The organism is Microvirga sp. BF8 (assembly GCF_059888585.1).
The window spans coordinates 4,423,870-4,450,583 of sequence record NZ_CM187619.1; the positions used below are offsets into that span (position 1 = coordinate 4,423,870).

A 26,714-nucleotide genomic window follows, 5' to 3' on the forward strand; every position below is an offset into this window, starting at 1 on the left:
CAACCTCAGACGATGAAGAAGTCCTTCTCGGTCATCTTGAGGCCTTTCTTGAGGGTGGCGATCGCGATCGCCGCCTTGGCGCCGGAGCCATCGGCGTCGTAGTACAAGGCCCCCTTCTTGTTGTCGTAGACCAGATAGTCGTTGGCGTCCTTGGCGTGGTCGCCGAGGGTGAAGAACTTCTTGGCGAGCTTGAGCGGCTTCGTCTCCGTGCCCTTCTTGGTGGCGGCGTAGAGCGCCTTGTTCGCCTTGAACAGGGCATTGTCGAGCCAGATCGTGTCGTCCCTGACGTTGAAGTCCGTGATCTTGTCGAGATTGGTCTTGCGGTTGAACTTCGTGTCGAACACGAAGATATCCTTGCCCTTGCCACCGGTCAGCGTGTCCTTGCCGGCGCCGGCGAAGAGGATGTCGTTGCCCAGGTCGCCCTTCAGGATGTCATTGCCGGCACCGCCATAGAGCTTGTCGTTGCCGAGATTGCCGAAGAGCTTGTCATTGTATTTGCCCGCCTTGAACACATCGTCCTCCGTACTGCCGGAGGTGATTTCCCGCGCCACGTCGGCGACGCCGACGGTGAAGGCCCGGATCGCGGCGGCGCCATGCCCGTCCATGACCTGCACGGTGACCGTGTGGGAGGTGGCCTGCTCGAAATCGAGGCGGAAGCCATTGTCGACGAGGAGCTGATTGCCGACGAGCTTGAAACGCTCGCCGGCAGTGTCGAGCAGGGTATAGGTGAGCTGATCCCCGGCATTGGTGTCGGAGGCGCCGAGTGTCCCAACCACGGTTCCGGACAAGGCATATTCCGCCGCTGCGAAGCTGGCGAGGGCAAGGCCGGATGGGCCGCGGTTTGCCGCGGCGGCCTCCACCTTGATGAAGCCGCTGGTGGCCGATGCTCCTTCGTCATCCGCAACGGTGAGGGTGAAGGTGGTCGTCTCCCTGTCGGCCACCGCGGCATCGGGCCTGTCCGTAGGATCGAAGATGAGGCCCTGCAGGGCATTCTGGATGGCTGCCGCCGTACCGGTCATCGTATAGGCGTGGGCCTGGGCATCATAGGCGAAGCCGTTCAGGCTCGTGGCGACGAAGGCTCCCTTCGAATCCGCATCGAGCGCGACGGTCGCAGTCACGATGGTGCTGTCCGTATCGGTCACGGTCACGCCCGAGAAGGGATTGACCGTTTGCGTGTCCATGATCGCCTTGACGATCGGATTGTCCGCGCTGCCGGCATTGCCGATCACCGGCGCCGCATTGGCCGATTTGTCGGCAATGGTCGTGACGACCTGCACCGCATCCGGATGGGCGCTCTCATTGTGGGAATCATCCTTCAGCGTGAAGGAGAACTGCGTCGTGAGCGTGCCGGAATTCGCGGTGCTGTTGGTTGGATCGAAGGTGACCTCGTCGAGGAAGGCCTGCAGATCAGAGGCCTTGCCTGTAAGGGTGATGACGCGGGTGGCCGCGGCGGGGTCCGGGTCGTTCACCGTCACGGTTGCGGTCGAGTCGATGTGTCCCAGCGCGCCATCTGCGTTCGTGAACGAGAGCGTGAGGGTGAGCGTGTCGTTGTCCGCATCCGAGAGGGTCACGCCCATGAAGGGCTTCACGGCGGGGCCGGTATCGGTGGCCGGGGTTGCGGGATTGCCGACGACGCCAAAGCTCGGCGCCGCATTTTCTCCCGCCGGATTCACCGTGATGAGAAAATCCTTGTAGGCCGAGACCGCGCCCGGTCCGCCGTTCTTGTCCGTAACCTTGATGGTGACCGTGTAGGTCTCGGGCTTGGTGATGTCCGAGAGCGCCGCCACCTTCAGCTGGCCGTTCTCGATCTTGAACCGTCCGCCCGCATTGCCCGCGCCGCTCGAGCCGCCGTTTCCGCTGGTATCGAAGGCGTAGATCAACTGGGTATCGCCTTCGGGGTCGAAGGCTTGAAGGACGCCGACAACATCACCGTCGGCCGCGCCTTCATTGATCGTCGCGGTCGTGGCGGTGTTGGTGAAGCTGAGGCCGGTCGGCGCCTCGTTCACGTTGTTGACATAGATTTTCACGGTCGTCGCCCCGGAGGACCAGTTGCTCACGTTCTCCGTGGCCTTCACCTGCACCAGATAGAACTTGCGCTCCTGGGGCGTGCCGGCGAATTCGGTCTGGAGGTCCGGGTCCGCCGTCGCCGAAGCCTCATAGTCCACGTCGCCGACGAGACTGATGGTGCCCGTCGTCCCGTCGACCATGAATTTGTCGCCGGGATTCGTCGCGAGGGAATAGGTCACGTCGCCGGCCGCCATGCCTGCCGATTGGACCGTCGCGACGAACGCAAAGCGCTCGGCATTCTCACTGATCGCCTTCACGCCCCCCTGCACGGTCGGCGCTCCGGGCGGATTGCCCGGCAGCGCGACGGTGCCGTCCGCGAATTGCAGGAACTCGATGCCGCGCAGTGTATCGGTTCCGTCGCGCCCGGCCTGACTGTCGTGGATCTCGACGCTGCCATCCGCCTTTCGGGTGACGACGTAATCGGCCTTCGACCCGGAGAACACGGCCCGGTCGAGGCCGCTGCCGCCGTCGATGAGGTCGTCGCCGCCGCGGCCCTCGAGAGTGTTGTTCCCGCTATTGCCTGTGATCGCATTCGCCAGGATGTTGCCGGTGCCGGCAAGGTCCGTCGTTCCGGTCAGGACGAGGTTCTCGACGTCGTCGCTGAGCGTAAAGGAGATGGAGGCGCGGACCGAATCGGTGCCAGCGTCCAGCCCTTCGCTCACCTGATCACTCACGTCATCGACGATGTAGGTATCGTTGCCGAGACCGCCTGCGAGAGCGTCGCCGCCCGTTCCTCCATCCAGCAGGTTGTCGCCGTCGTTTCCGTTGATCGTGTTGGCGAGATCGTTGCCGGTGCCGCTGACGTGATCAGTGCCGACAAGAATCAGGTTTTCGACATTGGCACCGAGCGCGAAGTTCACCGATGAGCGGACCGTATCGGTTCCGTTGCCCCGCGATTCGATCACGAGGTCTCCGAGATGGTCGACGAGATAGGTATCGTTGCCGGCGCCCCCTTGCATGATATCTGCTCCGGCACCGCCATCGAGGAGGTTGTCGCCGTCATTCCCGGTCATCGTGTTGCTGAGGTCGTTGCCGGTTCCGCTGATATGAGCCGTCCCGGCCAGAACGAGGTTTTCGACATGGGCGGCGAGCGAATAGGAGACCACGGCGCGCACCGTGTCCGTGCCTTCATCCGCGGCCTCCGTCACGACGTCGTCGGCGTCGTCGACGAGATAGGTGTCGTTGCCCGCGCCGCCGGCGAGGATGTCGGCGCCTGCGCCTCCGTCGAGGATGTTGTTGCCGTCGTTGCCGAGGATGGTGTTGGCGAGCTCGTTGCCGGCGCCGTTGATCTGCGCGGAACCGGTTAGGACGAGATTTTCCAGGTTGGTGCCGAGGGTGTACGAGATCGACGTATAAACGCTGTCGCTGCCCCGATCGAGACCTTCCGTCACGACGTCGTCGACATCGTCGACCACGTAGGTATCGTCGCCGTCGCCGCCCTCCATGTCATCGGCTCCGGCGCCCCCATCCAGATAGTCGTGCCCGAGGCCTCCGACGAGGCCGTCGTCACCGCCATTGCCGAACAGGGAATCCTTGCCGTCGCCGCCGATCAGCATCTCGATGCCGGCACCGCCATAGGCGACATCGTTTCCTCTCCCCATGTCGATGACGTCGGTCACCGTCCCGGTGCGCCCATCGTAGAGGTCATCGCCGTCGTTGAGCAGGATAGCGCCCTGGACGATTCCCTGGTTGAGGAAGGTGTCCCGGTCGAAGGAGCCCGAGACGGCCGTCTGTGCGGCGATCGTCCCGGTATTGCTCAAGAACGCGTCGCCGGCCCCGAAGCTCACGCCGACGCTGCCGGCCTGGATCAGACCGCTGTTGGTCACGTTGCCCGACAGTTCGACAAAGATCCCCGTTACGCCCGCGACGATTATGCCGCTGTTGAAAACGCCGTAGGGGCTGTCGGGGGTCGCGGTGGCGGCGGGGACGAGACCGGAGATGCCGGTGAGACGGATGCCAGTGTCGGTCGCCTCGATCCTGCCGGAACTGGCGATGTGGTTGAGATTGCCGTTGCCTTGATTTCCATCGCCGCGGATGCCGTAGAAGCCGGACAGGATCCCGCCGTTGAAAATATGATTGTCCGAGCCGTCGAGATAGATGGCCGCGCAGTTGGAGAATGTCAGCGAGCCCGAGATCTGGCCGTTGTTCATCACCACGTTGAAATCGTCGCCGAGGGTGATGCCGTTGAAGCTTCCTCGGACCGTGCCGGTGCTGCCGACGGCGATGGCGCAATTGCCCGGCCCGAATTCGATCGCGTCCATTTGCGAGCGGACCGTACCGTCGATAACGACCGTTGATCCCGCTTCCCCGGAAATCGCCGGGTTGGTCGTGACGATGGATCCGCCCGCTGTGACCTGAAGGTCGGTGGACGTTGTCGGATCGAGATAGACTTCCGTGGTTCGTGCGTTTGAAACGACTAACGTAGACATGACGGCCCCCTGAATTTCATGACATGTTATTACATGTCTTCAGGTCGTCAATCTCTAAACAGTCTAGGAATAAACGGAGTGCGGTCCCCCAACGGAAGCGCGGTCTGGCAAGGCCGCGCCGTCAGGGCGCATCGACACGGCGGGCCCTGAACATGGAGACCCGCTGCGGCAGGTCCTCTGCCATCGACTTGTACTCCCCGGTCTCCGGGTCGCGCACCATCAGCACGCCCGAGGCGACCCCGAAGAAGGCACCGTGGAGCTGCAGCTTGCCGCGTTCCACGAGGATACGCACGCAGGGGAACGTCATCAGGTTGTTGAGGCTGTTCTCGATGGCCGCGAGTTCAAGGCGCGCAAGGTAGTCGGAAAAATCGGTAGTGCCGCGCGGGCCGATCCGCTCGGCGGCGGGCGCGATCAGGTTCATCCAGCGGCCGATGAAATCGCCGGGCGAGAGCGGCGCCGTGTCGTCGGCGAAGGCGCGGATGCCGCCGCAGCGCGCATGCCCCAGAATCACGATGTGCTTCACGCGCAGGGCCTGCACCGCGAATTCGAGGGCGGCGGAGGTGCCGTGATAATCACCCCCCGTCTCGTAGGGGGGGACGAGATTGCCGACATTGCGGACCACGAACAGCTCGCCCGGGATCGCATCGAAGATCACCTCCGGCGAGACGCGGCTGTCGCAGCAGCCGATGATCAGGATTTCGGGGGATTGCCCCTGTTCGGCAAGCGTCTCGTATCGCCCCTTCTCCCGGGAGAAACGCTCATCGAGGAAGGCACGATAGCCATCGGTCAGACGCTGCGGAAACACGGGCACACTCCTTTTCCAACACTCGTTTCCTAGTCCCATTGCGGCGATGTTGGCAACTTTCGCGGTTTCCGGTCCCGCAACATGTTGAGAATGCGGCGCCAGATCTTTTCCGCCCGCGCAGGGCATGCCATGAAAATTTCCAGTTTTCCGCGGAGGCAACCATGGTCGAACCGACGACAATCCTGGCTTTCGCTCTGGTCGCCCTGGGCATGGTCCTGACGCCCGGACCCAACATGATCTACCTGATCTCGCGCTCGATCTGTCAGGGACGCATGGCCGGGCTGATCTCCCTCGGCGGCGTGGCGCTCGGGTTCATCTTCTACATGCTCTGTGCGGCCCTGGGCATCACCTCGCTCATCTTCGCGGTGCCCTATGCCTACGACGCCCTGCGGCTGACCGGTGCCGCCTATCTTCTCTACCTCGCCTGGCAGGCCCTCAGGCCGAACGGCAGGTCGCCCTTCCAGGTGCGCGACCTTCCGCGCGACAGCGTCCGCAAGCTCTTCACCATGGGGCTGGTCACGAATCTGCTGAATCCGAAGGCCGCGATGCTCTATCTCTCGCTGCTGCCGCAATTCATCGATCCGGCCCGGGGTAACGTGCTCGGCCAGTCCCTCCTGCTCGGAACGACCCAGATCGCGATCAGCATCTCGGTCAATGCCCTGATCGCGATCACCGCGGGAACGGTTGCCCTCTTCCTGGCAGGCCATCCGCGCTGCGTGCTCGCGCAGCGCTGGATCATGGGCACGGTGCTCGGAGGGCTCGCGGTGCAGATGGCCGTTCAGGCCAAGAAATAGAGAGCCTTCAGGCGAAGTCGCAGCCGGTTCGCCGACCGAACGGTCAACCGAGGGAACGCACCACGTCCTCGAGCTTCGACAGCTCCACATTGGCGCCGCAGAGCAGGACTCCAACGCGCTCGCCGGCGCGGGGCCGGTAGGCGCCGGATGTCAAAGCCGCGAGAGCCGCGGCGCCGCCGGGTTCGGTGGCGATGCGCCAGTCGCGCCAGAGCGTTCCCTGGGCCTCGCGGATGGCGCCGTCCGTCACCAGCGCCACGTGATCGACCGCCTTGCTGCAGATCGCATAGACGAGGTCGCCCGTATTGCGTGCGCCGAGCGAATCGGCGGCGACCGAATCAACCTCCACGTCCACCGGCCGCCCGGCTTCGAGCGCCGCATGGAGCGCCCGCGAGCCCTCCGGCTCCACGCCCACCACCTTCACGCGGCCGGCCCACCAGGCAGCGATGCCGCTGATCAGTCCGCCGCCGCCCACGGCCACCAGGACCGTGTCGAGGGGAGGGCCATCCTGCTCCCATTCGAGCCCGACGGTACCCTGGCCGGCCATCGTCGTGTCCGCATCGAAGGGGTGGACCCGCAGCGCGCCGCTTTGCGCCACATAGGCGTCGCAGGCGGCCTGCGCGTCCGCGTAGCGTGCGCCGCCGATCACCACTTCCGCGCCGTGGGAACGGATCACTGCCACTTTTGCCGGGCTCGAGATCTCCGGCACGAAGATGCGTGCCTTCAGCCCGAGCTGCTTCGCGGCATAGGCGACGGCCGCCCCGTGATTGCCGCCCGACGCCGCCGCCACGCCGGCAGCGGGCGCGGGCCTCGACAGCAGGGTGTTGAAGGCGCCGCGCGACTTGAACGAGCCCGCATGCTGCAGGAATTCCAGCTTCAGGCTGACCGGCCCGCCATGGCCGAAGGCCCCGGGCAGGGACCAGACCGGCGTGCGGCGGATATGCGGGGCAATGCGGCGATGGGCCTGTTCGATATCGGCGCGGGTGATCGGAAGATCGGCGGAGGAGGGGGCAGCGGACATGGGAGCCTGTGGCGAAAAGGTCCAGATGGCGATCGGGAGACTGTAGGCGTCCCGGTCGGGCGGGTCGGGAAAGGAACGTCCTCCACCTCTAGCGATGTCGAGGGCGACGGCCAACCCCGCCAGGGCATCGATCAGGTCGTCCTCCGCCGCGCCGCGTGGCGGCAGGGCCGTCACGAGGTCGCAGGGAATCCCGGCGCGGATGAGCAGATCGCGCCGCAGCGCAAGGCCGGGCGGATAAGGCCTGCCTTTGACCTTCTTCGGCTCTGGAAGCGGCCGCTCGCCGTTCATGGACCAGAAGGCGAGCTCCGGATGCACCTCCACAATTCGGGAAAGTAGTTCGGGCCGGGACCGAAGCAGCGCATCGACCTCGCGAATCTTGGGAAACAGATGAAAGCCCTGCCTCGAAACCTTGCGCGGAGGGTCGGAGGTCCGGAGAGCTGCGGCACTGGCCGCCCGATAATCCACCGCCTCGACGGCATGCCGCGAGGGAATTGCGAAGACCGAGGATTGGCGGGCGCCGAGAAGCGGGCGAATCAGCTGCTCCGGGCGTCGCCCTGAGCCCTCCGTCCGTTCCGGCAATCCAATGGGCATGTCGATCGCGACGACCTGGGGCCGCTCCGGCGAATCGACGATGTCGGCGATGCGGGAGACCACGCGCACTTTCGGCGGATGGCGGCCGTCCCGGTGCGCGAACACCGTGATCCATCCCGCCGGACAGCCGTCGACACCCGCTACCCACATCCTTCGCTCCCGCCGCCGTTCCCGATGCGCGCGTGCGCGACTACACTCGTGCACACGACCCGGAGGATCATCATGACCGACATTCGTCCGCGCCGCAGCGCCCTCTACATGCCGGGCTCGAATGCACGTGCGCTGGAAAAGGCCAGGACCCTGCCAGCCGACGTCCTGATCCTCGATCTCGAGGATGCGGTCGCGCCCGAGGCCAAGGCAAGCGCGCGCGAACAGGTTTGCGCCGCGGTTCGCCAGGGTGGTTTCGGATCGCGCGAGGTGGTCGTTCGCATCAACGCCCTCGAGACGCCCTGGGGCGAGGAGGATCTCTCCGCGGCGGTGGCCGCGGCGCCGGACGCGATCCTTGTCCCGAAAGTATCCTCGCCCGAGACGCTCGCCGCCATCGGCCTCCGCCTGCGCAGGCTCAAGGCGTCGGAGACCGTCCAGGTCTGGGTGATGATCGAGACCGCCCACGCCATCCTGCGCGCGGATGCGATCGCCAGCGCCGCGCATGACGTGGATACGCGCCTCTCCTGTTTCGTGCTCGGCCTCAATGACCTGGCGCGGGAGACACGCGCCCGCCTCGTGCCGGGCCGGGCGCCCATGCTGCCCTGGATGATGACGGCGCTCGCGGCCGCACGGGCCAACGGCATCGACATTCTCGACGGCGTCTACAACAGCCTGTCCGACGAGGCGGGATTGCGGGCCGAGTGCGAGCAGGCCCGCGATTGCGGCTTCGACGGCAAGACCCTGATCCATCCGAACCAGATCGCGGCGGCAAACGGCATCTTCGCCCCCACGACGCAGGAAGTGGACGAAGCCCGCATCGTCGCGGACGCATTCGAAAAGCCTGAGAATGCCAGCAAGGGCGCCATCGCCATCGGCGGTCGCATGGTCGAGCGGCTCCACGCGGACATGGCGAAGCGGGTGCTGGGCCTGGCGCAGGCCATCGCGGAGCGGAGCGTCTGATTTCTCCTCCGTCATTCGGGCGTTCCGCCCCGGAATGACAGGGAGCGTTTTACTCCAGCGGCCGCGCCTCTTCGGGGAGCATGATCGGGATGCCGTCGCGGATGGGATAGGCGAGCTTGGCGCTTCGGCTGATGAGTTCCTGCCGGGCGGGATCGTAATCCAGGGATTCCTTCGTCAGGGGGCAGACCAGCATTTCGAGCAGTTTGGGGTCGATCCGAGTCGCCTCGACGGGCTGGGCAGTGGTGTCGGTCACAGGCTTTCTCCTATTGAAGGGGTGTTTCGGAGCCGTTGGTGCCGCGGGCGAGCTCGATCTCCGTCAATGCGATCAGCACCTCGGCGCGGGCCTTGAGGTCCTGCGCCTCCAGCAGCGCCTGCTTCTCGCGGACGCCGAAGGGACTCATCATGCAGAGGGCATTGACGAGTGCCTCGTTCGGCGCCTCCTCGATGCCCTTCCAGTCGACGCGGACATCCGCCGCCTTCACGAAGTCGCGCAAGGCTCGCACGACGCCGGCGCGATCCACGTCGTCCTCGCCCGCACGGGCGACGAAATCGGTCCGGTACGGTTTGAAATCGACCTTGCACTGACGATAGAGCGTGGTTGTCGCCATCTCTTCCAGAATCCGGAAACGGGCGATGCCCACCAGGGTGACCAGGTAGCGGCCGTCACCGGTCTCGGCGAATTGGGTGAGCCGTCCGGCACACCCTACATGATAAAGGTGCGGGTTGTGCTGGCTGCCGCCCCCGTCCGCGTCGGGCTGCACCATGCCCACGATGCGGTCGCCCTTCAGGACATCGTCGACCATGGCGAGATAGCGCGGCTCGAAAATGTTCAGCGGAATCTGGCCCCGCGGCAGGAGAAGGGCGCCGGGGAGGGGAAAGACCGGAATGACCGATGGGCAGTCCTCAGGCCCCCGGTAGACCGCGTTCATTCCCATTCCCGTCTCCTGTCCGGTGATTTGGCATCACGCGAACAGGATCGAGGAAAGCCTTCTCCGTCCTGCGAGCGTCGCCTCATCCATCGGGCCCCAGGCCTCGAAGAACTGGACGAGCTGCTTGCGTGCGCCGTCCTCGTTCCAATTGCGGTCGCGACGGACGATTTCAAGGAGCTGGTCCACAGCTTCTTCGCGCTTTCCGCGGCCGTTGAGGGCGACGGCGAGGTCGAAGCGCGCCTGATGGTCGAGGGGATTGACCTGGACGCGGTGTTCGAGCTCGGCGATGTCCCCGAGGGATCCTGCCTGCTCCGCGAGATCCACGGCGGCCCTGGCGCCGGCTATGGCCGGGTCGTTGGCCTTGTCAGGGGGCGTCATGTCGAGGAGGCGCTTCGCGCCCTCGATGTCGCCCAGCTCCACATGCAGCTTGGCAAGGGCGGCAAGGGCCGGCGCATGGGAGGGATCCTGCGCCAGCACGCCGGCATAGAGCTCTGCGGCGCCCGCCGCATCTCCCTCTGCCGCCATGCGGTCGGCTTCGGCCATGACCTCCTCGGTGGCGCTCGGTCCCAGCGGGCCGACGAGGCGCTCGATGAAGGCCTTGATCTGGCTCTCCGGAAGGGCGCCCATGAAGCCGTCCACCGGCTGGCCGCGCTGGAAGGCGAAGACCGCCGGAATCGACTGCACGCCGAGCTGGCCCGCGATCTGCGGATGCTCGTCGATGTTCATCTTCACCAGCTTGACCTTGCCTCCCGCCTCCCGGACGACCTTTTCGAGCACCGGGGTGAGCTGCTTGCAGGGGCCGCACCAGGGCGCCCAGAAATCCACCAGAACCGGCTGCTGCATCGATTCCGTGAGGACGTCCTGGCGGAAGGCCGCCGTGGTCGTTTCCTTGATCAGGCCGTCGGGAGGGGTTCCGTTGGGGGGAGTGTCGGCAAGCATGCGATCCTCGAATCCGGTCCTGGGTTTTCCGCTCCCTCACATGGGAGCGGCGGGGCTGTCTGGCAATTCCACCGGGGGCTCCGGCAGGCGTAAAATCAGTGGATCGTGGCCCGTGGCGCGCAGGAACTTGAGCAGATCCTCCCGCGAGACGCCCGTGGTCATCGAATTGACGAGAGGATGGAAGTTGACCCGTTCGTGCTCCATCAGGTTCGCATCGAGGATCATCGTCACCTGGCCCTTGAGGTCATTCGCCACGGCGAAGGGCGTGACCGAGCCGGGCTCGACCCCGAGGAGGGCGCGCAGCTGGTCGGCGGATCCGAAGGAGAGGCGGCCCGAGGCGCCGATGGCCTCATGGGTCCGTTTCAGGTCGATGGCCGTCTCGTCCTTGGCGGTGATCAGGAAGAAGCGGCCCTTCTTGTCCTTCACGAACAGGTTCTTCGAGTGCGCGCCAGGGATCCTGGCCTTGACGGGGCGCGATTCGGCCACCGTGAAGACGGGCTCGTGCTCGACCGTCTCCGCCGCGATGCCGAGGGCGGCCAGCCGGTCGAGAAGCGCGCGGGGGGAGAGATGGGCCACGTGTCGAAGACCTCCGGATTCATCTGGCTTCTAGCCGCCTGTCCCGCGGCGCTCAAGACGTCGGACCGAAAGTTCTGCCGGCCCTCCGCAAGAACCCCCTTGCAATGCGGCTCGTTTTGAGGCACATCAGCGGCCTCGCAACGGCGCAAGCCGGGGAGCGCGGGTGTAGCTCAGGGGTAGAGCACAACCTTGCCAAGGTTGGGGTCGAGGGTTCGAATCCCTTCGCCCGCTCCAATTTTCAAAGCCAAGCTTCGAATGTCCAAAGGCCGCCCTCGGGCGGCTTTTTGCTGTGCGGCCGATCGCCGTCAGGTACGGACGGGCATGCCGATCCGTGCGTCGTGGCGCCTCAGCCAGCCGATCACCGGGATGCTGAGGATCACCATCCAGGCCTTTCCGATGATCTGCGCCCCCAGGAAGTCCAGACTGCCGAAGGCCAGGGACAGGAACACGATGCTGTCGATCACCAGCCCGACCAGGCTGCTCGCCACGACGGCCAGGACGAGTCCACGGCGCTGAAGGGGGGTATAGACCCCGAGATCGGCAAGTTCGGACAGGAGAAAGGCCGCCGTCGAGGCGCGGATCAGGGAGGGTGGCGCAACCGCGGCCGAAAGGATGGCCCCGAGAAAGATCGCCGCCAGGGCCCAGTAACGGCCCAGACGCCGCTGGACGAGATCCCGCAGGACGAGCGCCAGACCGACGACCAGGACGCCGCTCGGCGCTGCAACGCCCGGAGCGACCGGAATAAGGCAGGGGCCGTCGGGGACGCACACCGTGCCCACGTTTCCGATCATCCAGTTCGCGAGAGGAATGCAGGCGGCAAAGCCTGCCAGGAAGGCGAAACCCTCGATTTTGCGGCGTGTTTCCAGATCCATCGCGTCGGTCCTGCCGAGAACACGTTCATACGGAATCCCGGGCGCTCCTGCCATTGCCAGGACGATCGCAAGTCCGGCCGGCCGCGAAAGGCACGGCATGGATCTGGACCCGCCCACGGTTAGCTGTCACGCTGCGTCAACGGCCGCAAGAAGCCGAAGATATCCTGCCGCACATCTTAATCCAGTGGAGAAACGGAACCGATGCTGAGGAAGAATTTGATTGCCATGGCCGCTGCGATCTCGATCGTGGGCACGGCCCTGCCGGCGATGGCTGTGACCCTGCGCTATGCCAACCAGGGCGACCTCAAATCGCTCGATCCCTATACGCTCAACGAGACGACGACCAATGCCCATCTCGGTCATGTCTATGAGGGCCTGACCAGGCGCGGCAAGGACCTGAAGGTCGAGCCGGCCCTCGCGGAGCGCTGGGAGACCAGCGACGACGGCCTGCGCTGGCGCTTCTTTCTGCGCAAGGGCGTCAAGTTCCATAACGGCAGCGATTTCACCGCCGATGACGTGATCTTCTCGGCCGACCGGGTCCGGGCCAATGGATCGAATTTCGTGACCCGGCTTCCGACGAGCGCCAAGTTCGTGAAGGTGGACGACCACACCGTCGACGTGATCCTCACCTCGCCCAACCCGATCCTGAATTCGCAATGGGATACGTGGTACATCATGGACAAGGAGTGGAGCGAGGCCAACAACGCCACGGCTCCGACCCCCGCGGCCGCGACGACGCCAAGCTTCGCCTCCCTCAATGCCAACGGCACCGGGCCGTTCACGATTGCGAGCCATCAGCCGGGCGTGAAGACGGTCTTCAAGAAGAACCCGAGCTGGTGGGGCAAGCCCGAGCACAATCTCGACGAGATCGTGTTCACGCCGATCAGCAATGACGCCACGCGCGTGGCGGCCCTCCTTTCGGGCGAGGTCGATGTGATCGAGCCGGTGCCGCTGCAGGACATCCAGCGCGTCAATTCCAGTCCGAACGCCCGCGTCATGACGGGGCCGGAGTTGCGCACCATTTTCCTCGGCTTCGACATGGTCCGCGACGAGCTTCTGTCGTCGAGCGTCAAGGGCAAGAACCCGTTCAAGGATGCGCGTGTCCGCGAAGCCTTCTACAAGGCGATCGACATCAACCTGATCCGCGACCGTGTCATGCGCGGGCTCTCGACGCCGTCGGCGCTGCTGATCGCTCCCGAGCTCTTCACGCATTCCAAGGAGTTCACCCGTCCGAAGTTCGATCTCGACGGGGCCAAGAAGCTGTTGGCGGAGGCAGGCTATCCGAACGGCTTCGAGGTCGGGATGGATTGCCCGAACGACCGCTACGTTAATGACGAGGCGATCTGCCAGGCGGTCACGTCGATGCTGGCGCGGGCCGGGATCAAGGTGAATCTCATGTCGCAGCCCAAGGCGCTCTATTTCGCCAAGTCCGGCAAGTCCGGCGGCTATGGCGCCACCTTCTATCTCCTGGGCTGGACGCCGGGCACCTTCGATTCCCACAACGTGCTGCACGACATCATGGGCTGCCGCGACGTTCCCGGATCGAGCCGCGGCGAGACCAATTACGGCGGCTACTGCAACAAGGACCTCGATGCGCTCGCCGACAAGATCCTGGTCGAGACCGACAAGGAGAAGCGCGACCTGATGATCAAGCAGGCCTTCGAGATCGGCATGAAGGATTGGGGCTTCATCCCGCTGCACCAGCAATCCCTGGCCTGGGGCGTGGCGAAGAACGTCGATCTCGTTCAGCGCGCCGACAACCAGGTGCTGTTCTATTGGGCGCAGAAGAAATAGTTCGCCACTCCTGAAACAATGCGGGAAAGGAGCGACCTCCTTTCCCGCCCGGCGCGCTTTCAGGCCGCGCCGGTTTTTTCCGCCTCCATGGATTCGGCAATGCGCCGCTCGATCTCGGCCCGATCGACGATCCCGGACGGGTGGGCCTTGGACGGCATGAACTTGCGATAATGAAGGTAGCGTCCGCGGCTGACCTCCTCGAGGCGCGAGAGTTCGCCCAAAGGATCCGCGTGATCGTCGACCCGGATGTCGAGATAGGGGTATTCCTCCGCATCGTGGATCAGCATCGCCGCCGATTGCTTGCCCCGTTTGTCGCCTCCCGCCGCCTCGCCCGCCTTGAGGGCCGCCAGGAAGCGCCGGGCGAAGGGCAGGTCGGCGGAGTCTTCGAAGACACGCGCCGTCTCCGCGATCACCTGTTCGCCCGCCAGCATGTTGCCCGCCACCGAGAAGGTGTCGCGGACCAGGTGACCGCACCAGGGCACGCAATCCGCTCCCGTATAGGCCGCGAAACGGCCCTGGTTGTCCATGACATGAACCTGCCGCTGGCCACGGCCCTCGTCGGCCGCCGTGACGATGCGGATCACATCCTCGGCGGTCGCGCCCGCCCGCAACAGCTCAAGCCCGCGATAGCCGTAGAACGGATTGACGAAGGCCTGACTCGCGATGGCGCCCACGCCGGTGGAGACGAACGGAACCCGCGCTCCGACCGCGAAGGCGCAGGTCGACACGGCAATCCCGATCATCCCCGTCTTCCCGTCCCGCGCCACGATCGACCATGTCATGATTGTCCCTCCCATGCGGCCACGTCCGCTGCGGGCCACCCTGTTGCGAATGCGTCACGATGTCGAGTCGGTCCGCCTTATGCCGTCACCCTGAGCGTCGTTGCAATCGGCGTGCCCCGCTTGAGCGTCTTCGTCACCGGCGTCTTCTCGCAGATCTCGGCAAGGCGCGCCTGCTGTTCGGGGCTGAGAGCACCTCCGAGGCGGACCTCGCGGGTGATGGTCTCGGCGCCGTCGTCGTCGCGCTGGAACCGGGCATCGACCTCGATGCGGCCGAGATCCCAGCCCTTGCGGTCGGCATACATCCTCAGCGTGATGGACGTGCAGGCGGCGAGCGAGGCGAGGAGCAGGTCATAGGGCGAGAAGCCCCTATCCGTTCCCCCGAGACTTTCAGGCTCGTCCGCCACGATTTCGTGAGAGCGGGCACGGATCTGCTGCGTGAAGCCCGCTGTGCTGGCGGCATGAACGGAAGCCATGGGATCTCCTTGAGGGTGACGATTCTCAGTGTTCAGGCAGGGGAATGAATTCGCTCTCGTCGGGCACCGCGCTGAAGCGGCCGGTCTTCCAGTCTTCCTTCGCCTGCTCGATCCGCTCGCGGCGCGAGGATACGAAGTTCCACCAGATATGGCGCGGCCCCTCCAGCGCCGTGCCGCCGAGGAACATCATGCGCGTCGGCTGCACCGCACGGACCGTGATGCGGTCGCCCGGCCGGAAGACGAGCAGGCGCGGACCTTCGAACCGCTCTCCGGCGATCTCAATCTCGCCTTCGACCACATAGATCGCCCGCTCCTCGTGGTCGGCGTCCAGGGGGACGGTGAGGCCTGCCTCCAGCGCGACCTCCACATAGAACCAGTCGGACACGCGTTCCACCGGCGCGGTGACGCCGAAGGCCGAGCCCGCGATCACCCGCGCACGCAGGCCCGTGTCCTCGACGACGGGAAGGCTCGCCGCGTCGTAATGCTGGAACGACGGCGCAATCTCCTCCCTGTCGGCGGGAAGCGCGATCCAGCTCTGCAGGCCGAGCATCCTGCCGCCGTGGCGCTCGGCTTCGGGCGAGCGCTCGGAATGGGCGATCCCGCGCCCGGCTGTCATCAGGTTCATGGCGCCCGGCGCAATGTCCTGCACGTTGCCGTTGCTGTCCCGGTGGGTGATGCGGCCGTCGAAGAGATAGGTGACGGTGGCAAGCCCGATATGCGGATGCGGCCGCACGTCCATGCCTTTGCCGGCGATGAGCTGCACCGGGCCGAAATGATCGAAGAAGATGAATGGTCCGACCATCTGGCGCCTACCGTGAGGCAGGGCGCGCCGGACCGAAAAGCCGTCGCCCAGATCGCGGACGCGCGGGACCACGACGAGCTCGAGGGCATCGCAGGAGCGGGTATCGCCCAGGATCGGATCTTCAGTTGGAAGCCAGCTCATCGCGCTCCTCCGAGGGTAACGGTTGCAGGAACCGGACGGGGAGACAATAGGAGCTGCAGCTCCCAAGCCAAGCGCATTCGGGGAAAGCTGCCTTTGCATGGCTGCCATGTGGCGCGACAATCCGTGCCGGAAACGCGGGAGCTTCGCTCTCGGGTCCTCTCCCACTCTATGATAGAGGAACCCTCTCTCGCCGGCGGCCCGATGCGGCCGGTCCTCATGAAGGTTTTCGGACGTATGGAACTGCCGCCGCTTCTGCGACAGGGCGTGGACGCTGCGCTCGTGGGAATCAGCCTGCCGGAGCTCGGGCGGGCCGCAGGCGTCCTGTCGGCACGCTACAGGGCGGAGATCCGCGACGGGCGGTTCCATCTCGCCGACGATCTGGCGGCGCGCGCCTATCTCGCCACCCGCCTGCCGGCCACTTATGCGGCGATCCGGGCCGCGATGGGCGCCGTCGCCGAGGAGAGGCCGGACTTCGCTCCCTCGACCCTGCTCGACCTCGGCGCCGGGCCCGGCTCGGCCTTCTGGGCCGCCATGGATTGCTGGCCCGGTCTCGATCACGCACTCCTGGTGGAGGGCAGTGACGCCATCAGGTCCTGGGGAGAAAAGCTGGCGCAGGAGGCGCCCGTCCCAGTCGAGTGGCGCACGGGCAATGTCGCCGAACCGCTGGCCGACATGGAGCCCCGCGATCTGGTGACTCTCGCCTATGTGCTCGATGAACTGGACGAGGCTGCCCGGGGCCCTCTCGTCGACCGCCTTTGGGCTTTGACCCGCGAGACCTTGCTGATCGTCGAGCCGGGGACCCCTGCCGGGTGGGGGCGCATCCTCGCGGCGCGGGACCGGCTGACGGCCGCCGGCGCCACGCTCGTGGCTCCGTGCGCCCATGCGGCGGCCTGTCCGCTTACGAAGCCCGATTGGTGCCACTTCTCCCGCCGGGTCGCGCGCTCACGCCTGCACCGGCAGGCCAAGGGAGCGGAGGTGCCGTGGGAGGACGAGAAATTCATTTATCTCGCCGCCTCCCGGTCTCCCGGGCAGCCACCTTCCGCCCGTGTCATCGCGCCGCCCCGCCTCGGCAGCGGACAGGTGCGGCTGAAACTGTGCCGCCCCGACGGTCAGGCGGAGGAGCGCCTTTTCACCAAGCGTTCCGGAGCCGCTTTCAAACAGGCGCGCCGTGCCGATTGGGGCGATGGGCTGTAGGGCGTTTGCCGTAGGCGGCGGCCCCGTGCTAACGCCACGGGCGGTCGAACACGAGAAACGTCAAGGATACGATGGCTCGCAAGAACCCGCTCCTGCGCGGTGACACGCTCCCCCTGATCCGCCGCCTGTGGCGCGACTGGATGCGCCCGCATGCCAGAACCCTGGCCCTGGTCCTCGTCCTCGTCGCCCTCGTGTCGGGTGCGACCGGCCTGTACCCGGTCCTGATCAAGGCCGCCTTCGATGCCTTCACCGCCAAGGACCAGACGGCGATCCTGCTGGCGCCGCTCTTCGTCATCGCGGTGACCTCGGTGAAGGGGTTCTCGCTTCTGGCCCTCACGATCCTCACCAACCGGGTCGTGACGAAGATCGAGGCCGACATGCAGACGGCCCTCTACGGCCACATGATCGATGCCGATATCGCCCAGATCGGGCGCGAGAGCCCGGCTGCCCTGACCCAGCGCTTCACCACGGATTTCCTCTTCATCAAGGAAGCCCTGACGCGCATCTCGACGGTGTTCCTGCGGGAGGTGACGACGATCATCGCCCTCATCGGCGCGATGCTGTGGATCGACCCGGTCCTGACCCTCGTCGCGGGGGTCACGGTGCCCTTCATCGCCCATCCCATCGGCAAGATCGGCAAGAAGCTGCGCCGGGTCGCCATCTCCACCCAGGAGCAGACCGGGCAGATGGCGAGCCTGATCACGGAAAGCCTGGCCGGGACCCGAATTGCCAAGACCTATGCCCTCGAAGGCTATCTCAAGAACAGGGCGGCCACGACCTTCGACGAGGTTCGCAAGCTCAAGATGAAGGCCGCCAACGCCCGCGGGCGGCTCGATCCGCTGCTGGAAGCCGGCGGCGGCTTCGCCGTCGCGGCCGTGCTGGTGCTGATCGGCCAGCGGATCGTCTCCGGCGGCAGCACGGTCGGCGATTTCACCGGGTTCGTCAGCGCCCTCATCCTCGCCGCGCAGCCGATCCGGGCTCTCGGCAACCTCAACGCCATCGTCCAGGAGGCGGCGGCGGCCCTCCAGCGCACCTTCGCGGTCATGGACGAGAAGCCGCTCATCAAGGACAAGCCCGGTGCGGCGCCGCTCGCCGTGTCGGGCGGCGAGATCCGGTTCCACAATCTCGGCTTCGCCTACAATGCCGACCAGACGGCGCTCCACCACGTGGACGTGACGGTCGAGGCCGGTCGCACGACCGCCCTCGTGGGCCGCTCCGGTTCTGGCAAGTCGACTCTTCTGTCCCTCGTGCCGCGCCTCTACGACGTCTCGTCGGGCGCGGTGCTGGTGGATGGGCAGGACGTGCGCGACGTCACGCTCCAGTCCCTGCGCCAGGCCATCGCGGTCGTGAGCCAGGACGTGGTCCTGTTCGACGACACGGTGCGGGCGAACATCGCCTTCGGCCGGCCCGGCGCGACGGAAGACGACATCGTCGCGGCGGCCAAGGCCGCCGCCGCGCACGACTTCATCATGAGGATGCCGCAGGGCTACGATACCATCGTGGGGCCGGGCGGAGGACGCCTCTCCGGCGGCGAACGCCAGCGGGTGTCGCTGGCCCGTGCGTTCCTGAAGGACGCACCGATCCTGCTGCTCGACGAGGCGACGAGCGCTCTCGACTCGGAATCGGAGCAGCTGGTCCAGGAGGCCATCCGCAAGCTGATGAAGGGGCGTACGACCCTGGTGATCGCCCACCGCCTGTCGACGGTCCGCGACGCGGACAAGATCGTCGTGATGGAGGCAGGCCGCGTCGCGGAGATGGGATCGCACGAGGCGCTGATCGCGGCAGGGGGCACCTATGCCCGCCTCCATCGGCTGCAATTGTCGAACGATGCGGAGCCGGCCAGCCCGGCCGCCTAGGCCGGAGGTCCCATCCTGGTATATTATTACAATATTAAGGTGATCCTCCTAGGCTGGCTGCGCCTTCGAGGAGGAAAACCATGCTTCGCCCCGCCTTTGCAGCCGCAGCGCTGATCCTTGCAACCACGATCGCCGGACCGACCGGCGCGTCTGCCCAGAATCTCGTGCCCTGTGCCCGGGAGCACGGCTTCTGCCGGATCCCATATCCAACCCGCGTCGTCTACGGTGTTCCCGGACACGGGGTCGCGGTCGATGTGGCGGGGCGGGGCATTCCCTGCTCCAACGCGGCCTTTGGCGATCCCGCGCCCGGAACCCCGAAGCACTGCGCCTATGTCGCTCGCGGCCCTGGCGGCGGCTTCGAGGGGCCGGCCCCGTGGCGACATCGCGGCCGGGAGGCCTGGCGCGAGGAGGGAGACGGAGGAGCCGGCTATCGCTCAGCCGCGTACGGCGCGGGCTGGCAGACCTGTGCGGACGAGAACGGCTTCTGTGGCTTCAGGGGCAACAGGCGCGTCCGATATGGCGCCCACGGCCGCTACGTCGAGGGTGTCTACCGGGGCGGGGTCGGCTGCAACAACGGCACCTTCGGCGATCCGGTCCCCGGCGTGCGCAAGCACTGCCAGGTGCTCGACTGACAGGCGGGCCCGGAAGGGCCGTGAGGCCTATTCCCGTCGCATGATCCGATCGACGAGGACGTTGGACCAGAAGCCGGGGCGGAAGTCGCGCTCCAGGGCTTCCGGGTCGTAGACCGACGCGACCCAGGCGAGGAAGGGAATGCCCTTCGCCTCGCCTTCGGCACGGTAGCGTTCGAAGAAGGCGTCGAGGATGCCGGTCTTCGAGAAACGGAAATGACCGAAGCGGGCGGAGAGCTGCCGCAGGGCCTCCTCGACGCTCCGGCCCTCGTGGACGATCAGGTAGAGGGCGGCGACGAAGCCGGCCCGGTCCGCGCCCGACTTGCAGTGCAGGACCGCGGGGTATTCGATCGCCTCGAAAAAGTCCTTGGCATTCAGGAGGGTCTCCCGGTCAGGGGCGCCCCGTGAGCGGACCACGAATTCGACGAGATGGATGCCGAGCCGCTCGCAGACATCCTTCTGGAGCTGCCAGGAGCCATGCTCGCGCCCACCGCGCAGGTTGACGATGGTGCGCACCCCCTCGTCCTTGAGGCGCGAGATCTGGTGCGGAGCGGGCTGGGCCGAACGCCAGAGCCGCTCCGAGACCCGGTGCTTGTTGAGATAGAGCAGGCGGAAGACACCGTGATCGACCAGCAGCATGTTCGCCCAGGCGCGCACGCGGCCGAGCCCGCCCTCGAGGGGCTTGTCCCAGCGGGCGATCCGGGCCATGCGGCGGGCATAGCGGGTCTCAGGCTTGAGGAACCTGTTAATCACGTCGATCCAGTTGTCAGCGGTTTCGCCCGGAGAACCGGGCCCTGCAGCAGGGCGCCTTATCGGCGATCGGTCGCCATTAATCAATTGTGCCGCCGAAAGGACAGCGCGGCCGGTCCGCGCGGGGGGCGGCCGTGCCCGCAGCGGAAATCCCTGATCCGGTGCGGAAGACGACGATCCTATCTGTTGCCGCCCAGCCCCCTGTCGTGTAAGGGGTGCGTTTCGATACAACCCTCCTTGACGAAGCTGGCTGCCGGATCGGGCCCTCGATGCCCGAAGAAGCCGTAGCGTCGAGATCATGCAATTCAGGAGAGCGGCGTCATGTCGTCCACCTTCGAGACCGTCGCCGGCATCATTTCCGAGACCGCCGACATCCCGCGCGACCAGATCACGCCGGAAAGCCATGCCATCGAGGATCTCGGGATCGATTCGCTGGCCTTCCTCGACATCGCCTTCGCCATCGACAAGGCCTTCGGCATCAAGCTGCCCCTCGAGCAATGGACCCAGGAAGTCAACGAGGGCAAGGCTCCGGCCGAGGAATACTTCGTCCTGAAGAACCTTGTGGCCCGCATCGATGCGCTGATCGCCGCCAAGGCGGCGTCGGCATAAGCCCAGCCTGCCGGCCGCTCCAGGCGGCCCCAGACAGCAAGAGCGTCCGGTCCCAAGGACGCCGCAATCCCGGCGGGCCGGCTCTCGAGCCGGCTCGAAAGGTGACCAGGAAGAGATGCCTGATCTCAAGGATCGCTCCCTCCAGCCCGCCCGGGACGACATGAAAATGGTTCGGATCCCGGATGCGCCTCGAATATTTTGAAATGATCGATCGGGTGACGAAGCTCGACCGCGATGAGAAGCGGATCGAGGCGACGTCCACCGTCCCGACGCACAGCCCCGTCTTCGAGGGCCATTTCCCGGGCCATCCCCTGGTACCCGGCGTGCTGCTCACCGAGACCATGGCCCAGGCCTCCGGCTATCTCGTGCTGGGACTGATGAACTTCACCCACATGCCGTTCCTCATGGGGGTCGACAAGGCGCGCTTTCGCAGCTTCGTCGGCCCAGCTACGGTGCTGACGGTCACCGCCCAGCTCGAGCACGAGGGCTCAGGCTATGCGGTGACGAAAGCGAAGATCCTGGCCGAGGGCAAGCCGATCTGCGACGCGGAGCTGCGTTTCCGGATCATGCCGTTCCCGGCAGGCATGGACGAGCTGATGCGGGCCCAGGCGCGCCGCATGGGACTCTTGGCGGAGGAAGCCTGATGCGCGACGTCGTCATTACCGGAATCGGAATCGTTTCCGCAGCGGGCGAGGGGATCGAGGCACATCTCGACGCACTGAATGCGGCTTCCCCCCGTACCGATACCGAGACGTTCGCTCCCTATTCGGTCCATCCGGTTGCGGTGCCGGACTACGACAAGCAGATCCCCAAGAAATCCGACCAGCGGCAGATGGAGGCCTGGCAGAAGCTCGGCTGCTACGCGGCCGGGCTCGCCCTCGACGCCGCCGGCGTGAAGGAGGATGCGGAGCTCAAGAGCCGCATGCACCTGATCGTCGCCGCGGGCGGCGGGGAGCGCGACTACGCGGTTGACGGACAGATCCTGACCGGGCTGCGCGAGGCCGCGAATCCGGGGGTGTTCCTCAACGAGCACCTGATGGGCGATCTGCGCCCGACCCTGTTCCTGGCCCAGCTCTCGAACCTTCTCGCGGGCAACATCTCCATCGTCCACGGCGTGACCGGTGCGTCGCGCACGTTCATGGGCGAGGAATCGAGCGGCGTCGATGCGATCCGCATCGCCCATGCGCGCATCGCCTCGGGGCAGAACGACATCTTCCTCGTCGGCGGCGCCTACAATGCCGAACGGCCCGATGTTCTCCTGATTTACGAAATGGGCGGCTTCCTCTGGAAGAAGGCCCATCGCCCGGTCTGGGAGCGCCCCGCCGAGGGCGGCGGCATGATCCTCGGCTCGGGCGCCTGCTTCCTGGTGATGGAGTCCCGTGAGCATGCGCAGGCCCGCGGCGCCAAGCCCCTGGCGACCATCGCCGGCATCGCCTCCGACCGCAGCCGGCGCGAGCCCGGCAGCGTCGATCGGGCGATCCGTGCCCAGATCGATGCGCTCGGTGGCAAGCCGGACGTGGTCATCTCCGGCGCGACGGGCGTCAAGGGCGTGACGGATGAAGAGCAGGGAGCATTGCTCGCGGCCTTCCCGAATGCGGCGATCCATGCCACCGGCGACGTGACCGGGCACCTGATGGAGGGCCAGGCCCCGGCGGGCGTCGCCCTGGCGGCGGCGCTGATCGCACGACAGCAATCCAACGAGGCGCTCGTCACCTCCGTCGGCCATTGGCGCGGCGAGGGTGCCGTGCGGCTGACCAAGGCATCTTGAGGGAGATCGGCATGGCGCTTCGCGACAACCAGGGCCGTCCGCTCGTCGCCGTCACCGGCATGGGCGTCGTCACCTCCCTGGGCCAAGGCAAGGACGATACCTGGGCCGCACTAACGGCGGGGAAATCGGGCATCCACCGCATCACGCGATTCCCGACGGAAGGCCTGCGGACCACCATCGCAGGCACCATCGATTCCATCACGGTGGACCCGTTCTGCGCGCCGATGCTCTCGGAGCAGCTCGCCCTGCGCGCCGCCGAGGAGGCCGTGGGCCAGTCCGGCCTGAGCCACAGCGATTTTCCCGGCGCCCTGTTCATCGCCGTGCCGCCCGTGGAAATGGAATGGCCGCAGCGGGTCGCTCTCGCGAAGGCCTCGGGCGAGAACGGCGACATCACCTATCGGGACCTCCTGAAGGCTGCCGAGACGGGCCGGTTCAAGGCCTGGCACGACCTGTTCATCTTCGGTACCGTGGCCGATCGCGTCGCCGACAAATTCGGCACCAAGGGTTCGCCGATTTCGCTCTCCACCGCCTGCTCGTCCGGCGCGACGGCGATCCAGCTCGGCGTCGAGGCGATCCGGCGGGGCGAGACCGATGCAGCCCTGTGCATCGGCACGGACGGGTCCGTGAATCCTGAATCGCTCGTGCGCTTTTCGCTCCTGTCGGCGCTCTCGACGCAGAACGAGAATCCCGAGGAGGCATCGAAGCCCTTCTCGAAGAACCGCGACGGCTTCGTGATGGGTGAGGGCGGGGCGGCTCTGGTGCTGGAAAATGCGGATTCCGCGAAGGCCCGCGGTGCAAGGATTCTCGGATACGTGCTCGGCTGCGGCGAAAAGGGTGACGGCTTTCATCGCACGCGCTCATCGCCGGATGGCATGCCGGCGATCACGGCGATCCGGGAAGCGCTTTCCGATGCCGGTCTCGCGCCCCAGGATATAGACACCATCAACGCCCACGGCACCTCGACGCCGGAGAACGACAAGATGGAGGCCATGAGCTGCACCGCCGTGTTCGGCGAGCGTATGCCGACGCTGCCGATCTCGTCCAACAAGTCGATGATCGGCCACACGCTCACCGCCGCCGGCGCGGTGGAGGCGGTGATGTCGCTGCTCACCATCGCCACGGGCCGCATTCCGCCGACCATCAACTACAAGGTGCCGGATCCCACGATCCCCCTCGACGTGGTTCCGAACCAGGCGCGGGATGCGGATGTCCGCTATGTACTGTCGAATTCGTTCGGCTTCGGTGGCCAGAACACGTGCCTCGTGGTCGGGGCCGAGCCGAAAGGGGCTTGAACCATGACCCGTGTTTTCGTGACAGGCGGCGGCAAGGGTGTCGGCGCCGCCATCGTGCGGGCGCTGGCCGCTTCCGGCCATGACGTGGACTTCACCTATCGCTCGTCCGGCGGTGCCGCGGTGGCGCTGGCCGAGGAGCTGATGGCGGCGTATCCGGGCCGCACGGTCAAGGGACACGCCCTCGACCTCTCGCACAAGGGGTCCCTCGACGATTTCTGCGCGAGCCTCGAAAGCGAGACCTATTTCGGTTTCGTGCACAATGCCGGCCAGCCCTATGATGCGCTGGCTGCCATGATGCAGCAGGACAAGGCCGAAGCCGCCATGCAGGTGAACTTCTGGTCGTTCACGCGGATCGCGAAGTCGCTCATGCGCGGCATGATCCGGGCCCGCGCCGGGCGCATCGTCGCCATCGGCTCCGTCGCCGCCCTCCAGGGCAATCCCGGCAACGCGGCCTATGCGGCGTCCAAGGGCGCGCTCATCTCCTATTGCCGAACGCTCGCCATCGAGACCGCCAAGCGCGGGCTCACCGTCAACGTGATCGCGCCCGGCTTCATCGATACCGACATGATGGCTCCCTACGCCGCCTACCGAGAGGCGATGGAGAAGCAGATCCCCGCCGGCCGCTTCGCGAAGCCGGAGGAGGTCGCGGGCCTTGCCGCCTTCCTCATGAGCGAGCCCGCCGCCTACCTGACCGGCACGGTCCTTCCCGTCGACGGCGGCCTGACATCGATGATCGGCGTCCATCGCTAGAGCATCGGATCGTCCGACACCGAAAACCGGCTCCCTGAGAACGGTCCAGGCATCGGCCGGGGCTTTCGACACCGAAGGCGCCTTCCCGGCGCCTTCATGGCCGGATGACAGCGGCCGACGATTCCAGCCCGGGTCTTCAGGCTGCCGTCCCGGCCCAAGGCGTGGACCGATCCTCATCCTGCATCATCGCCGGACCCAGCTCGGAAAACCGGAAGAGCCGAAAGGCGCGGTCTCCGTTGACGTCGAGCACGCGCAGATCGTCGGTGTCGCGGGCATCGTTCAGCACAGCCTGGAAATGGGCGCCGTATCGGGCCGCCACCGTGTCGAGGGGAAGCTCATAGGCGATGAACTTGCTGGCGCCATGGGCCTTGAGCGCGCGCAGAAAACCAGGATCCGACAGGGATGGGTAGGAGGTCAGGATCACAATCGGTCCACTGCCGGTGAATATGAGGGCTGCTTTCATGGTGCTCCTCCTTCCTGCGCGGCCATGTCCCATCGGGGCAGGCGGCCACCGTTCGAGCCGGTACCGAAACGCTACGCTGCCGGTTCATCAACCGCGATCGCAAAAGGACCCGTGCCGGGCCCGGGGATTGAGTCGGGCGAACTCGACACCGTCCATATGGACGAGGGTGGTATGGTCGCCTCCCTCGAAGTACAGGTCCTGCTGCCGGTCGATGCTGTCGTCGATGATGACATCCAGCCCATAGCAGGGGCCGACCGCCGGAACGGCGCCGCGGTCGCAGTCGCGGAAGATCTCCGCAATCTCCGACTCGCTGGCCAGATGGACCTCCTCGCCGAGCTCCGTTTTGAGATCCGTCAGGCGAAGATGGCGCGAGGCGGGCAGCACCGCCAGCCTGTAGCCCCCGCCATCGCTGAGCATGACCGCCTTGGCGAGCTTGTCGCCGGAGATGTGGCCGGCGTGGGCGGACCCGAGGGCCGACATCGTCGGTTCGTGGGGGACGAGGTCGTACCGGATGCCTTGTTCGTCCAGGTATTTTCGAAGAGTGGGTGCGATGGTCATGACGCGTCTCCTGTCGGTGAGGGGACTCGGGCGTCACGTGGCGTGTCCGGACAGACCGTCGCTCCGTGGCGCGGTCGCTTCCTGTCCGGACAGGATATACCCCTTGGCCACAGGCGACAATTGCGTCGAGTCCCGCTGCGACCCGTCCGACGGCCGGCCGGGCAGTGCTGTCCGAGCGGACACGGGAATGTCCGTGCCGGATGTCGGCTTCCGGGGTATGATGAACCTTTGGTGAAGGGATCGGCGCGGCGATCGGACCGCCGAGCCAGTGACGCGCAGCAACGTCATCGGGGAGAGAACACTTCCGGAAGAAGCCTCGCCATCGAGGGTTTGGAAAAGGAGAGTGCCATGAACACAGCCGACAGCCGCACGGATACAGCCGTCAATGTCGCCAATGTCGTGCTCGGCGGAATCCTGTTCGCTACGCCATGGCTGCTCGGGTTCACGGACAGGACCTGGGCGTCGTGGAATGCCTGGTTCAGCGGAGGCATCGTCGTTCTCATCGCCCTCCTGGCGGTGGTTCGGGTGCACGATTGGGAGGAATGGCTCAACGCCATCGCCGGCCTGTGGATTGCCGCGTCGCCCTGGCTGCTGTGGTTTGACGATGTGCGTTCCGCGCTCTGGGCTCATGTGATCATCGGAGGTTGCATCGTCGCCCTGGCCGCCGTGGAGCTGCGCAGACTCTACGTAGCGCCCGAAGGCATCGCCGTTCCGCGCCGTTAGCCT

At 66.1% G+C, this 26,714-nt stretch carries 26 protein-coding genes and 1 tRNA gene; 13 read left to right on the plus strand and 14 right to left on the minus strand.

Features of this window, described 5'->3' with window-relative positions:
• Positions 1-5 precede the first annotated feature (5 nt).
• Together AC522E_RS20895 and AC522E_RS20900 are read right to left on the minus strand one after the other, a co-directional pair.
• Positions 6-4,496: a hypothetical protein gene (locus AC522E_RS20895; RefSeq protein ID WP_500748144.1), complete on the minus strand. Its 4,491-nt coding sequence runs from the start codon at positions 4,494-4,496 to the stop codon at positions 6-8.
• A gap of 121 nt (positions 4,497-4,617) precedes the next feature.
• Positions 4,618-5,301 carry a carbonic anhydrase gene (locus AC522E_RS20900; RefSeq protein ID WP_500748145.1) on the minus strand — a complete coding sequence of 228 codons (684 nt, stop codon included), beginning with the start codon at positions 5,299-5,301 and terminating at the stop codon, positions 4,618-4,620.
• Between the two features lie 161 nt (positions 5,302-5,462).
• Here AC522E_RS20900 and AC522E_RS20905 point away from each other — a divergent pair, with 161 nt between their 5' ends.
• Positions 5,463-6,095 carry a LysE family translocator gene (locus AC522E_RS20905; RefSeq protein ID WP_500748146.1) on the plus strand — a complete coding sequence of 211 codons (633 nt, stop codon included), beginning with the start codon at positions 5,463-5,465 and terminating at the stop codon, positions 6,093-6,095.
• Positions 6,096-6,138: 43 nt separating this feature from the next.
• On the opposite strand, the gene AC522E_RS20910 is transcribed toward AC522E_RS20905, so the two are convergent.
• Entirely contained in the window at positions 6,139-7,854 is a 1,716-nt protein-coding gene (locus AC522E_RS20910) for a serine/threonine dehydratase (protein ID WP_500748147.1), read from the minus strand.
• Positions 7,855-7,926: 72 nt separating this feature from the next.
• On the opposite strand from AC522E_RS20910, the gene AC522E_RS20915 reads away from it, so the two are divergent.
• Complete coding sequence (locus AC522E_RS20915) at positions 7,927-8,811, plus strand: HpcH/HpaI aldolase/citrate lyase family protein (protein WP_500748148.1); 885 nt, start codon at positions 7,927-7,929, stop codon at positions 8,809-8,811.
• 49 nt (positions 8,812-8,860) lie between these two features.
• On the opposite strand, the gene AC522E_RS20920 is transcribed toward AC522E_RS20915, so the two are convergent.
• From AC522E_RS20920 to AC522E_RS20935, 4 genes are read right to left on the minus strand one after another with little or no spacing between them, the layout of a single operon-like run.
• On the minus strand, positions 8,861-9,064 hold the full coding sequence (locus tag AC522E_RS20920) for a Trm112 family protein (protein WP_500748149.1): 204 nt from the start codon (positions 9,062-9,064) through the stop codon (positions 8,861-8,863).
• A 10-nt stretch (positions 9,065-9,074) separates the two neighbouring features.
• Positions 9,075-9,746, minus strand: a complete 672-nt coding sequence (locus tag AC522E_RS20925; protein WP_500748150.1) for an LON peptidase substrate-binding domain-containing protein — start codon at positions 9,744-9,746, stop codon at positions 9,075-9,077.
• A gap of 27 nt (positions 9,747-9,773) precedes the next feature.
• Complete coding sequence (trxA, locus tag AC522E_RS20930; RefSeq protein ID WP_500748151.1) at positions 9,774-10,679, minus strand: thioredoxin; 906 nt, start codon at positions 10,677-10,679, stop codon at positions 9,774-9,776.
• Positions 10,680-10,715: 36 nt separating this feature from the next.
• Entirely contained in the window at positions 10,716-11,255 is a 540-nt protein-coding gene (locus AC522E_RS20935; RefSeq protein ID WP_500748152.1) for a prolyl-tRNA synthetase associated domain-containing protein, read from the minus strand.
• A gap of 159 nt (positions 11,256-11,414) precedes the next feature.
• On the opposite strand from AC522E_RS20935, the gene AC522E_RS20940 reads away from it, so the two are divergent.
• Positions 11,415-11,489: transfer RNA gene (locus AC522E_RS20940), tRNA-Gly, on the plus strand.
• 71 nt (positions 11,490-11,560) lie between these two features.
• Here AC522E_RS20940 and AC522E_RS20945 read toward each other — a convergent pair.
• A complete protein-coding gene (locus tag AC522E_RS20945; RefSeq protein WP_500748153.1) occupies positions 11,561-12,127 on the minus strand; it encodes a VUT family protein in 567 nt (188 codons plus the stop codon).
• A 201-nt stretch (positions 12,128-12,328) separates the two neighbouring features.
• Here AC522E_RS20945 and AC522E_RS20950 point away from each other — a divergent pair, with 201 nt between their 5' ends.
• The gene (locus AC522E_RS20950; RefSeq protein ID WP_500748154.1) at positions 12,329-13,921 is read left to right on the plus strand and encodes an ABC transporter substrate-binding protein; all 1,593 of its coding nucleotides are present in this window, start codon (positions 12,329-12,331) and stop codon (positions 13,919-13,921) included.
• Between the two features lie 59 nt (positions 13,922-13,980).
• On the opposite strand, the gene AC522E_RS20955 is transcribed toward AC522E_RS20950, so the two are convergent.
• The 3 genes from AC522E_RS20955 to AC522E_RS20965 form a co-directional block, all read right to left on the minus strand.
• A complete protein-coding gene (locus AC522E_RS20955) occupies positions 13,981-14,703 on the minus strand; it encodes a DUF1028 domain-containing protein (protein WP_500748155.1) in 723 nt (240 codons plus the stop codon).
• Between the two features lie 77 nt (positions 14,704-14,780).
• Positions 14,781-15,176: an OsmC family protein gene (locus AC522E_RS20960; RefSeq protein ID WP_500748156.1), complete on the minus strand. Its 396-nt coding sequence runs from the start codon at positions 15,174-15,176 to the stop codon at positions 14,781-14,783.
• A gap of 25 nt (positions 15,177-15,201) precedes the next feature.
• A complete protein-coding gene (locus tag AC522E_RS20965) occupies positions 15,202-16,119 on the minus strand; it encodes a pirin family protein (protein WP_500748157.1) in 918 nt (305 codons plus the stop codon).
• Positions 16,120-16,353: 234 nt separating this feature from the next.
• On the opposite strand from AC522E_RS20965, the gene AC522E_RS20970 reads away from it, so the two are divergent.
• From AC522E_RS20970 to AC522E_RS20980, 3 genes are all read left to right on the plus strand, one after another.
• A complete protein-coding gene (locus AC522E_RS20970) occupies positions 16,354-17,313 on the plus strand; it encodes a small ribosomal subunit Rsm22 family protein (RefSeq protein WP_500750793.1) in 960 nt (319 codons plus the stop codon).
• A 71-nt stretch (positions 17,314-17,384) separates the two neighbouring features.
• A complete protein-coding gene (locus AC522E_RS20975) occupies positions 17,385-19,169 on the plus strand; it encodes an ABC transporter ATP-binding protein (protein WP_500748158.1) in 1,785 nt (594 codons plus the stop codon).
• A gap of 80 nt (positions 19,170-19,249) precedes the next feature.
• Positions 19,250-19,801, plus strand: coding sequence for a hypothetical protein (locus AC522E_RS20980; protein WP_500748159.1), 552 nt, complete (start codon positions 19,250-19,252; stop codon positions 19,799-19,801).
• Positions 19,802-19,828: 27 nt separating this feature from the next.
• Here the strand turns inward: AC522E_RS20980 and AC522E_RS20985 are convergent, their stop codons facing one another.
• On the minus strand, positions 19,829-20,551 hold the full coding sequence (locus AC522E_RS20985) for a protein tyrosine phosphatase family protein (protein WP_500748160.1): 723 nt from the start codon (positions 20,549-20,551) through the stop codon (positions 19,829-19,831).
• Positions 20,552-20,869: 318 nt separating this feature from the next.
• On the opposite strand from AC522E_RS20985, the gene AC522E_RS20990 reads away from it, so the two are divergent.
• The 5 genes from AC522E_RS20990 to AC522E_RS21010 all read left to right on the plus strand — a co-directional run bounded on the left by AC522E_RS20990 (position 20,870) and on the right by AC522E_RS21010 (position 24,967).
• Positions 20,870-21,157 carry an acyl carrier protein gene (locus tag AC522E_RS20990; RefSeq protein ID WP_500748161.1) on the plus strand — a complete coding sequence of 96 codons (288 nt, stop codon included), beginning with the start codon at positions 20,870-20,872 and terminating at the stop codon, positions 21,155-21,157.
• Between the two features lie 182 nt (positions 21,158-21,339).
• Positions 21,340-21,801 (plus strand): 3-hydroxyacyl-ACP dehydratase FabZ family protein, encoded by a 462-nt coding sequence (locus tag AC522E_RS20995; protein WP_500748162.1) that lies wholly within the window; start codon positions 21,340-21,342, stop codon positions 21,799-21,801.
• Positions 21,801-22,925: a beta-ketoacyl-ACP synthase gene (locus tag AC522E_RS21000; protein WP_500748163.1), complete on the plus strand. Its 1,125-nt coding sequence runs from the start codon at positions 21,801-21,803 to the stop codon at positions 22,923-22,925. The genes AC522E_RS20995 and AC522E_RS21000 overlap by 1 nt, the downstream gene beginning before the upstream one ends.
• An 11-nt stretch (positions 22,926-22,936) precedes the next feature.
• Entirely contained in the window at positions 22,937-24,217 is a 1,281-nt protein-coding gene (locus tag AC522E_RS21005) for a beta-ketoacyl-ACP synthase (RefSeq protein ID WP_500748164.1), read from the plus strand.
• Between the two features lie 3 nt (positions 24,218-24,220).
• Entirely contained in the window at positions 24,221-24,967 is a 747-nt protein-coding gene (locus tag AC522E_RS21010; RefSeq protein WP_500748165.1) for an SDR family oxidoreductase, read from the plus strand.
• Positions 24,968-25,103: 136 nt separating this feature from the next.
• Here AC522E_RS21010 and AC522E_RS21015 read toward each other — a convergent pair whose 3' ends face one another.
• Both AC522E_RS21015 and AC522E_RS21020 read right to left on the minus strand, forming a co-directional pair.
• Positions 25,104-25,430, minus strand: coding sequence for a cytosolic protein (locus AC522E_RS21015; RefSeq protein WP_500748166.1), 327 nt, complete (start codon positions 25,428-25,430; stop codon positions 25,104-25,106).
• Between the two features lie 87 nt (positions 25,431-25,517).
• On the minus strand, positions 25,518-25,988 hold the full coding sequence (locus tag AC522E_RS21020; protein ID WP_500748167.1) for an aminoacyl-tRNA deacylase: 471 nt from the start codon (positions 25,986-25,988) through the stop codon (positions 25,518-25,520).
• A gap of 348 nt (positions 25,989-26,336) precedes the next feature.
• Between AC522E_RS21020 and AC522E_RS21025 the strand changes: the two genes are divergently transcribed.
• Positions 26,337-26,711 (plus strand): SPW repeat protein, encoded by a 375-nt coding sequence (locus tag AC522E_RS21025; protein ID WP_500748168.1) that lies wholly within the window; start codon positions 26,337-26,339, stop codon positions 26,709-26,711.
• Positions 26,712-26,714 lie beyond the last annotated feature (3 nt).

Bases quoted from the DNA above. Each gene is read 5' to 3' on its own strand.
- AC522E_RS20980 (WP_500748159.1), top strand. From the start codon at position 19,250: ATGCTTCGCCCCGCCTTTGCAGCCGCAGCGCTGATCCTTGCAACCACG.
- AC522E_RS20945 (WP_500748153.1), bottom strand. From the start codon at position 12,127: ATGGATCTGGAAACACGCCGCAAAATCGAGGGTTTCGCCTTCCTGGCA.
- AC522E_RS21020 (WP_500748167.1), bottom strand. From the start codon at position 25,988: ATGACCATCGCACCCACTCTTCGAAAATACCTGGACGAACAAGGCATC.
- AC522E_RS20950 (WP_500748154.1), top strand. From the start codon at position 12,329: ATGCTGAGGAAGAATTTGATTGCCATGGCCGCTGCGATCTCGATCGTG.
- AC522E_RS20915 (WP_500748148.1), top strand. From the start codon at position 7,927: ATGACCGACATTCGTCCGCGCCGCAGCGCCCTCTACATGCCGGGCTCG.
- AC522E_RS21025 (WP_500748168.1), top strand. From the start codon at position 26,337: ATGAACACAGCCGACAGCCGCACGGATACAGCCGTCAATGTCGCCAAT.
- AC522E_RS20995 (WP_500748162.1), top strand. From the start codon at position 21,340: ATGCGCCTCGAATATTTTGAAATGATCGATCGGGTGACGAAGCTCGAC.
- AC522E_RS20895 (WP_500748144.1), bottom strand. From the start codon at position 4,496: ATGTCTACGTTAGTCGTTTCAAACGCACGAACCACGGAAGTCTATCTC.
- AC522E_RS20960 (WP_500748156.1), bottom strand. From the start codon at position 15,176: ATGGCTTCCGTTCATGCCGCCAGCACAGCGGGCTTCACGCAGCAGATC.
- AC522E_RS20975 (WP_500748158.1), top strand. From the start codon at position 17,385: ATGGCTCGCAAGAACCCGCTCCTGCGCGGTGACACGCTCCCCCTGATC.
- AC522E_RS21015 (WP_500748166.1), bottom strand. From the start codon at position 25,430: ATGAAAGCAGCCCTCATATTCACCGGCAGTGGACCGATTGTGATCCTG.
- AC522E_RS21000 (WP_500748163.1), top strand. From the start codon at position 21,801: ATGCGCGACGTCGTCATTACCGGAATCGGAATCGTTTCCGCAGCGGGC.
- AC522E_RS20970 (WP_500750793.1), top strand. From the start codon at position 16,354: ATGGAACTGCCGCCGCTTCTGCGACAGGGCGTGGACGCTGCGCTCGTG.
- AC522E_RS20955 (WP_500748155.1), bottom strand. From the start codon at position 14,703: ATGACATGGTCGATCGTGGCGCGGGACGGGAAGACGGGGATGATCGGG.
- AC522E_RS21010 (WP_500748165.1), top strand. From the start codon at position 24,221: ATGACCCGTGTTTTCGTGACAGGCGGCGGCAAGGGTGTCGGCGCCGCC.
- AC522E_RS20925 (WP_500748150.1), bottom strand. From the start codon at position 9,746: ATGGGAATGAACGCGGTCTACCGGGGGCCTGAGGACTGCCCATCGGTC.
- trxA (WP_500748151.1), bottom strand. From the start codon at position 10,679: ATGCTTGCCGACACTCCCCCCAACGGAACCCCTCCCGACGGCCTGATC.
- AC522E_RS20965 (WP_500748157.1), bottom strand. From the start codon at position 16,119: ATGAGCTGGCTTCCAACTGAAGATCCGATCCTGGGCGATACCCGCTCC.
- AC522E_RS20910 (WP_500748147.1), bottom strand. From the start codon at position 7,854: ATGTGGGTAGCGGGTGTCGACGGCTGTCCGGCGGGATGGATCACGGTG.
- AC522E_RS21005 (WP_500748164.1), top strand. From the start codon at position 22,937: ATGGCGCTTCGCGACAACCAGGGCCGTCCGCTCGTCGCCGTCACCGGC.
- AC522E_RS20905 (WP_500748146.1), top strand. From the start codon at position 5,463: ATGGTCGAACCGACGACAATCCTGGCTTTCGCTCTGGTCGCCCTGGGC.
- AC522E_RS20990 (WP_500748161.1), top strand. From the start codon at position 20,870: ATGTCGTCCACCTTCGAGACCGTCGCCGGCATCATTTCCGAGACCGCC.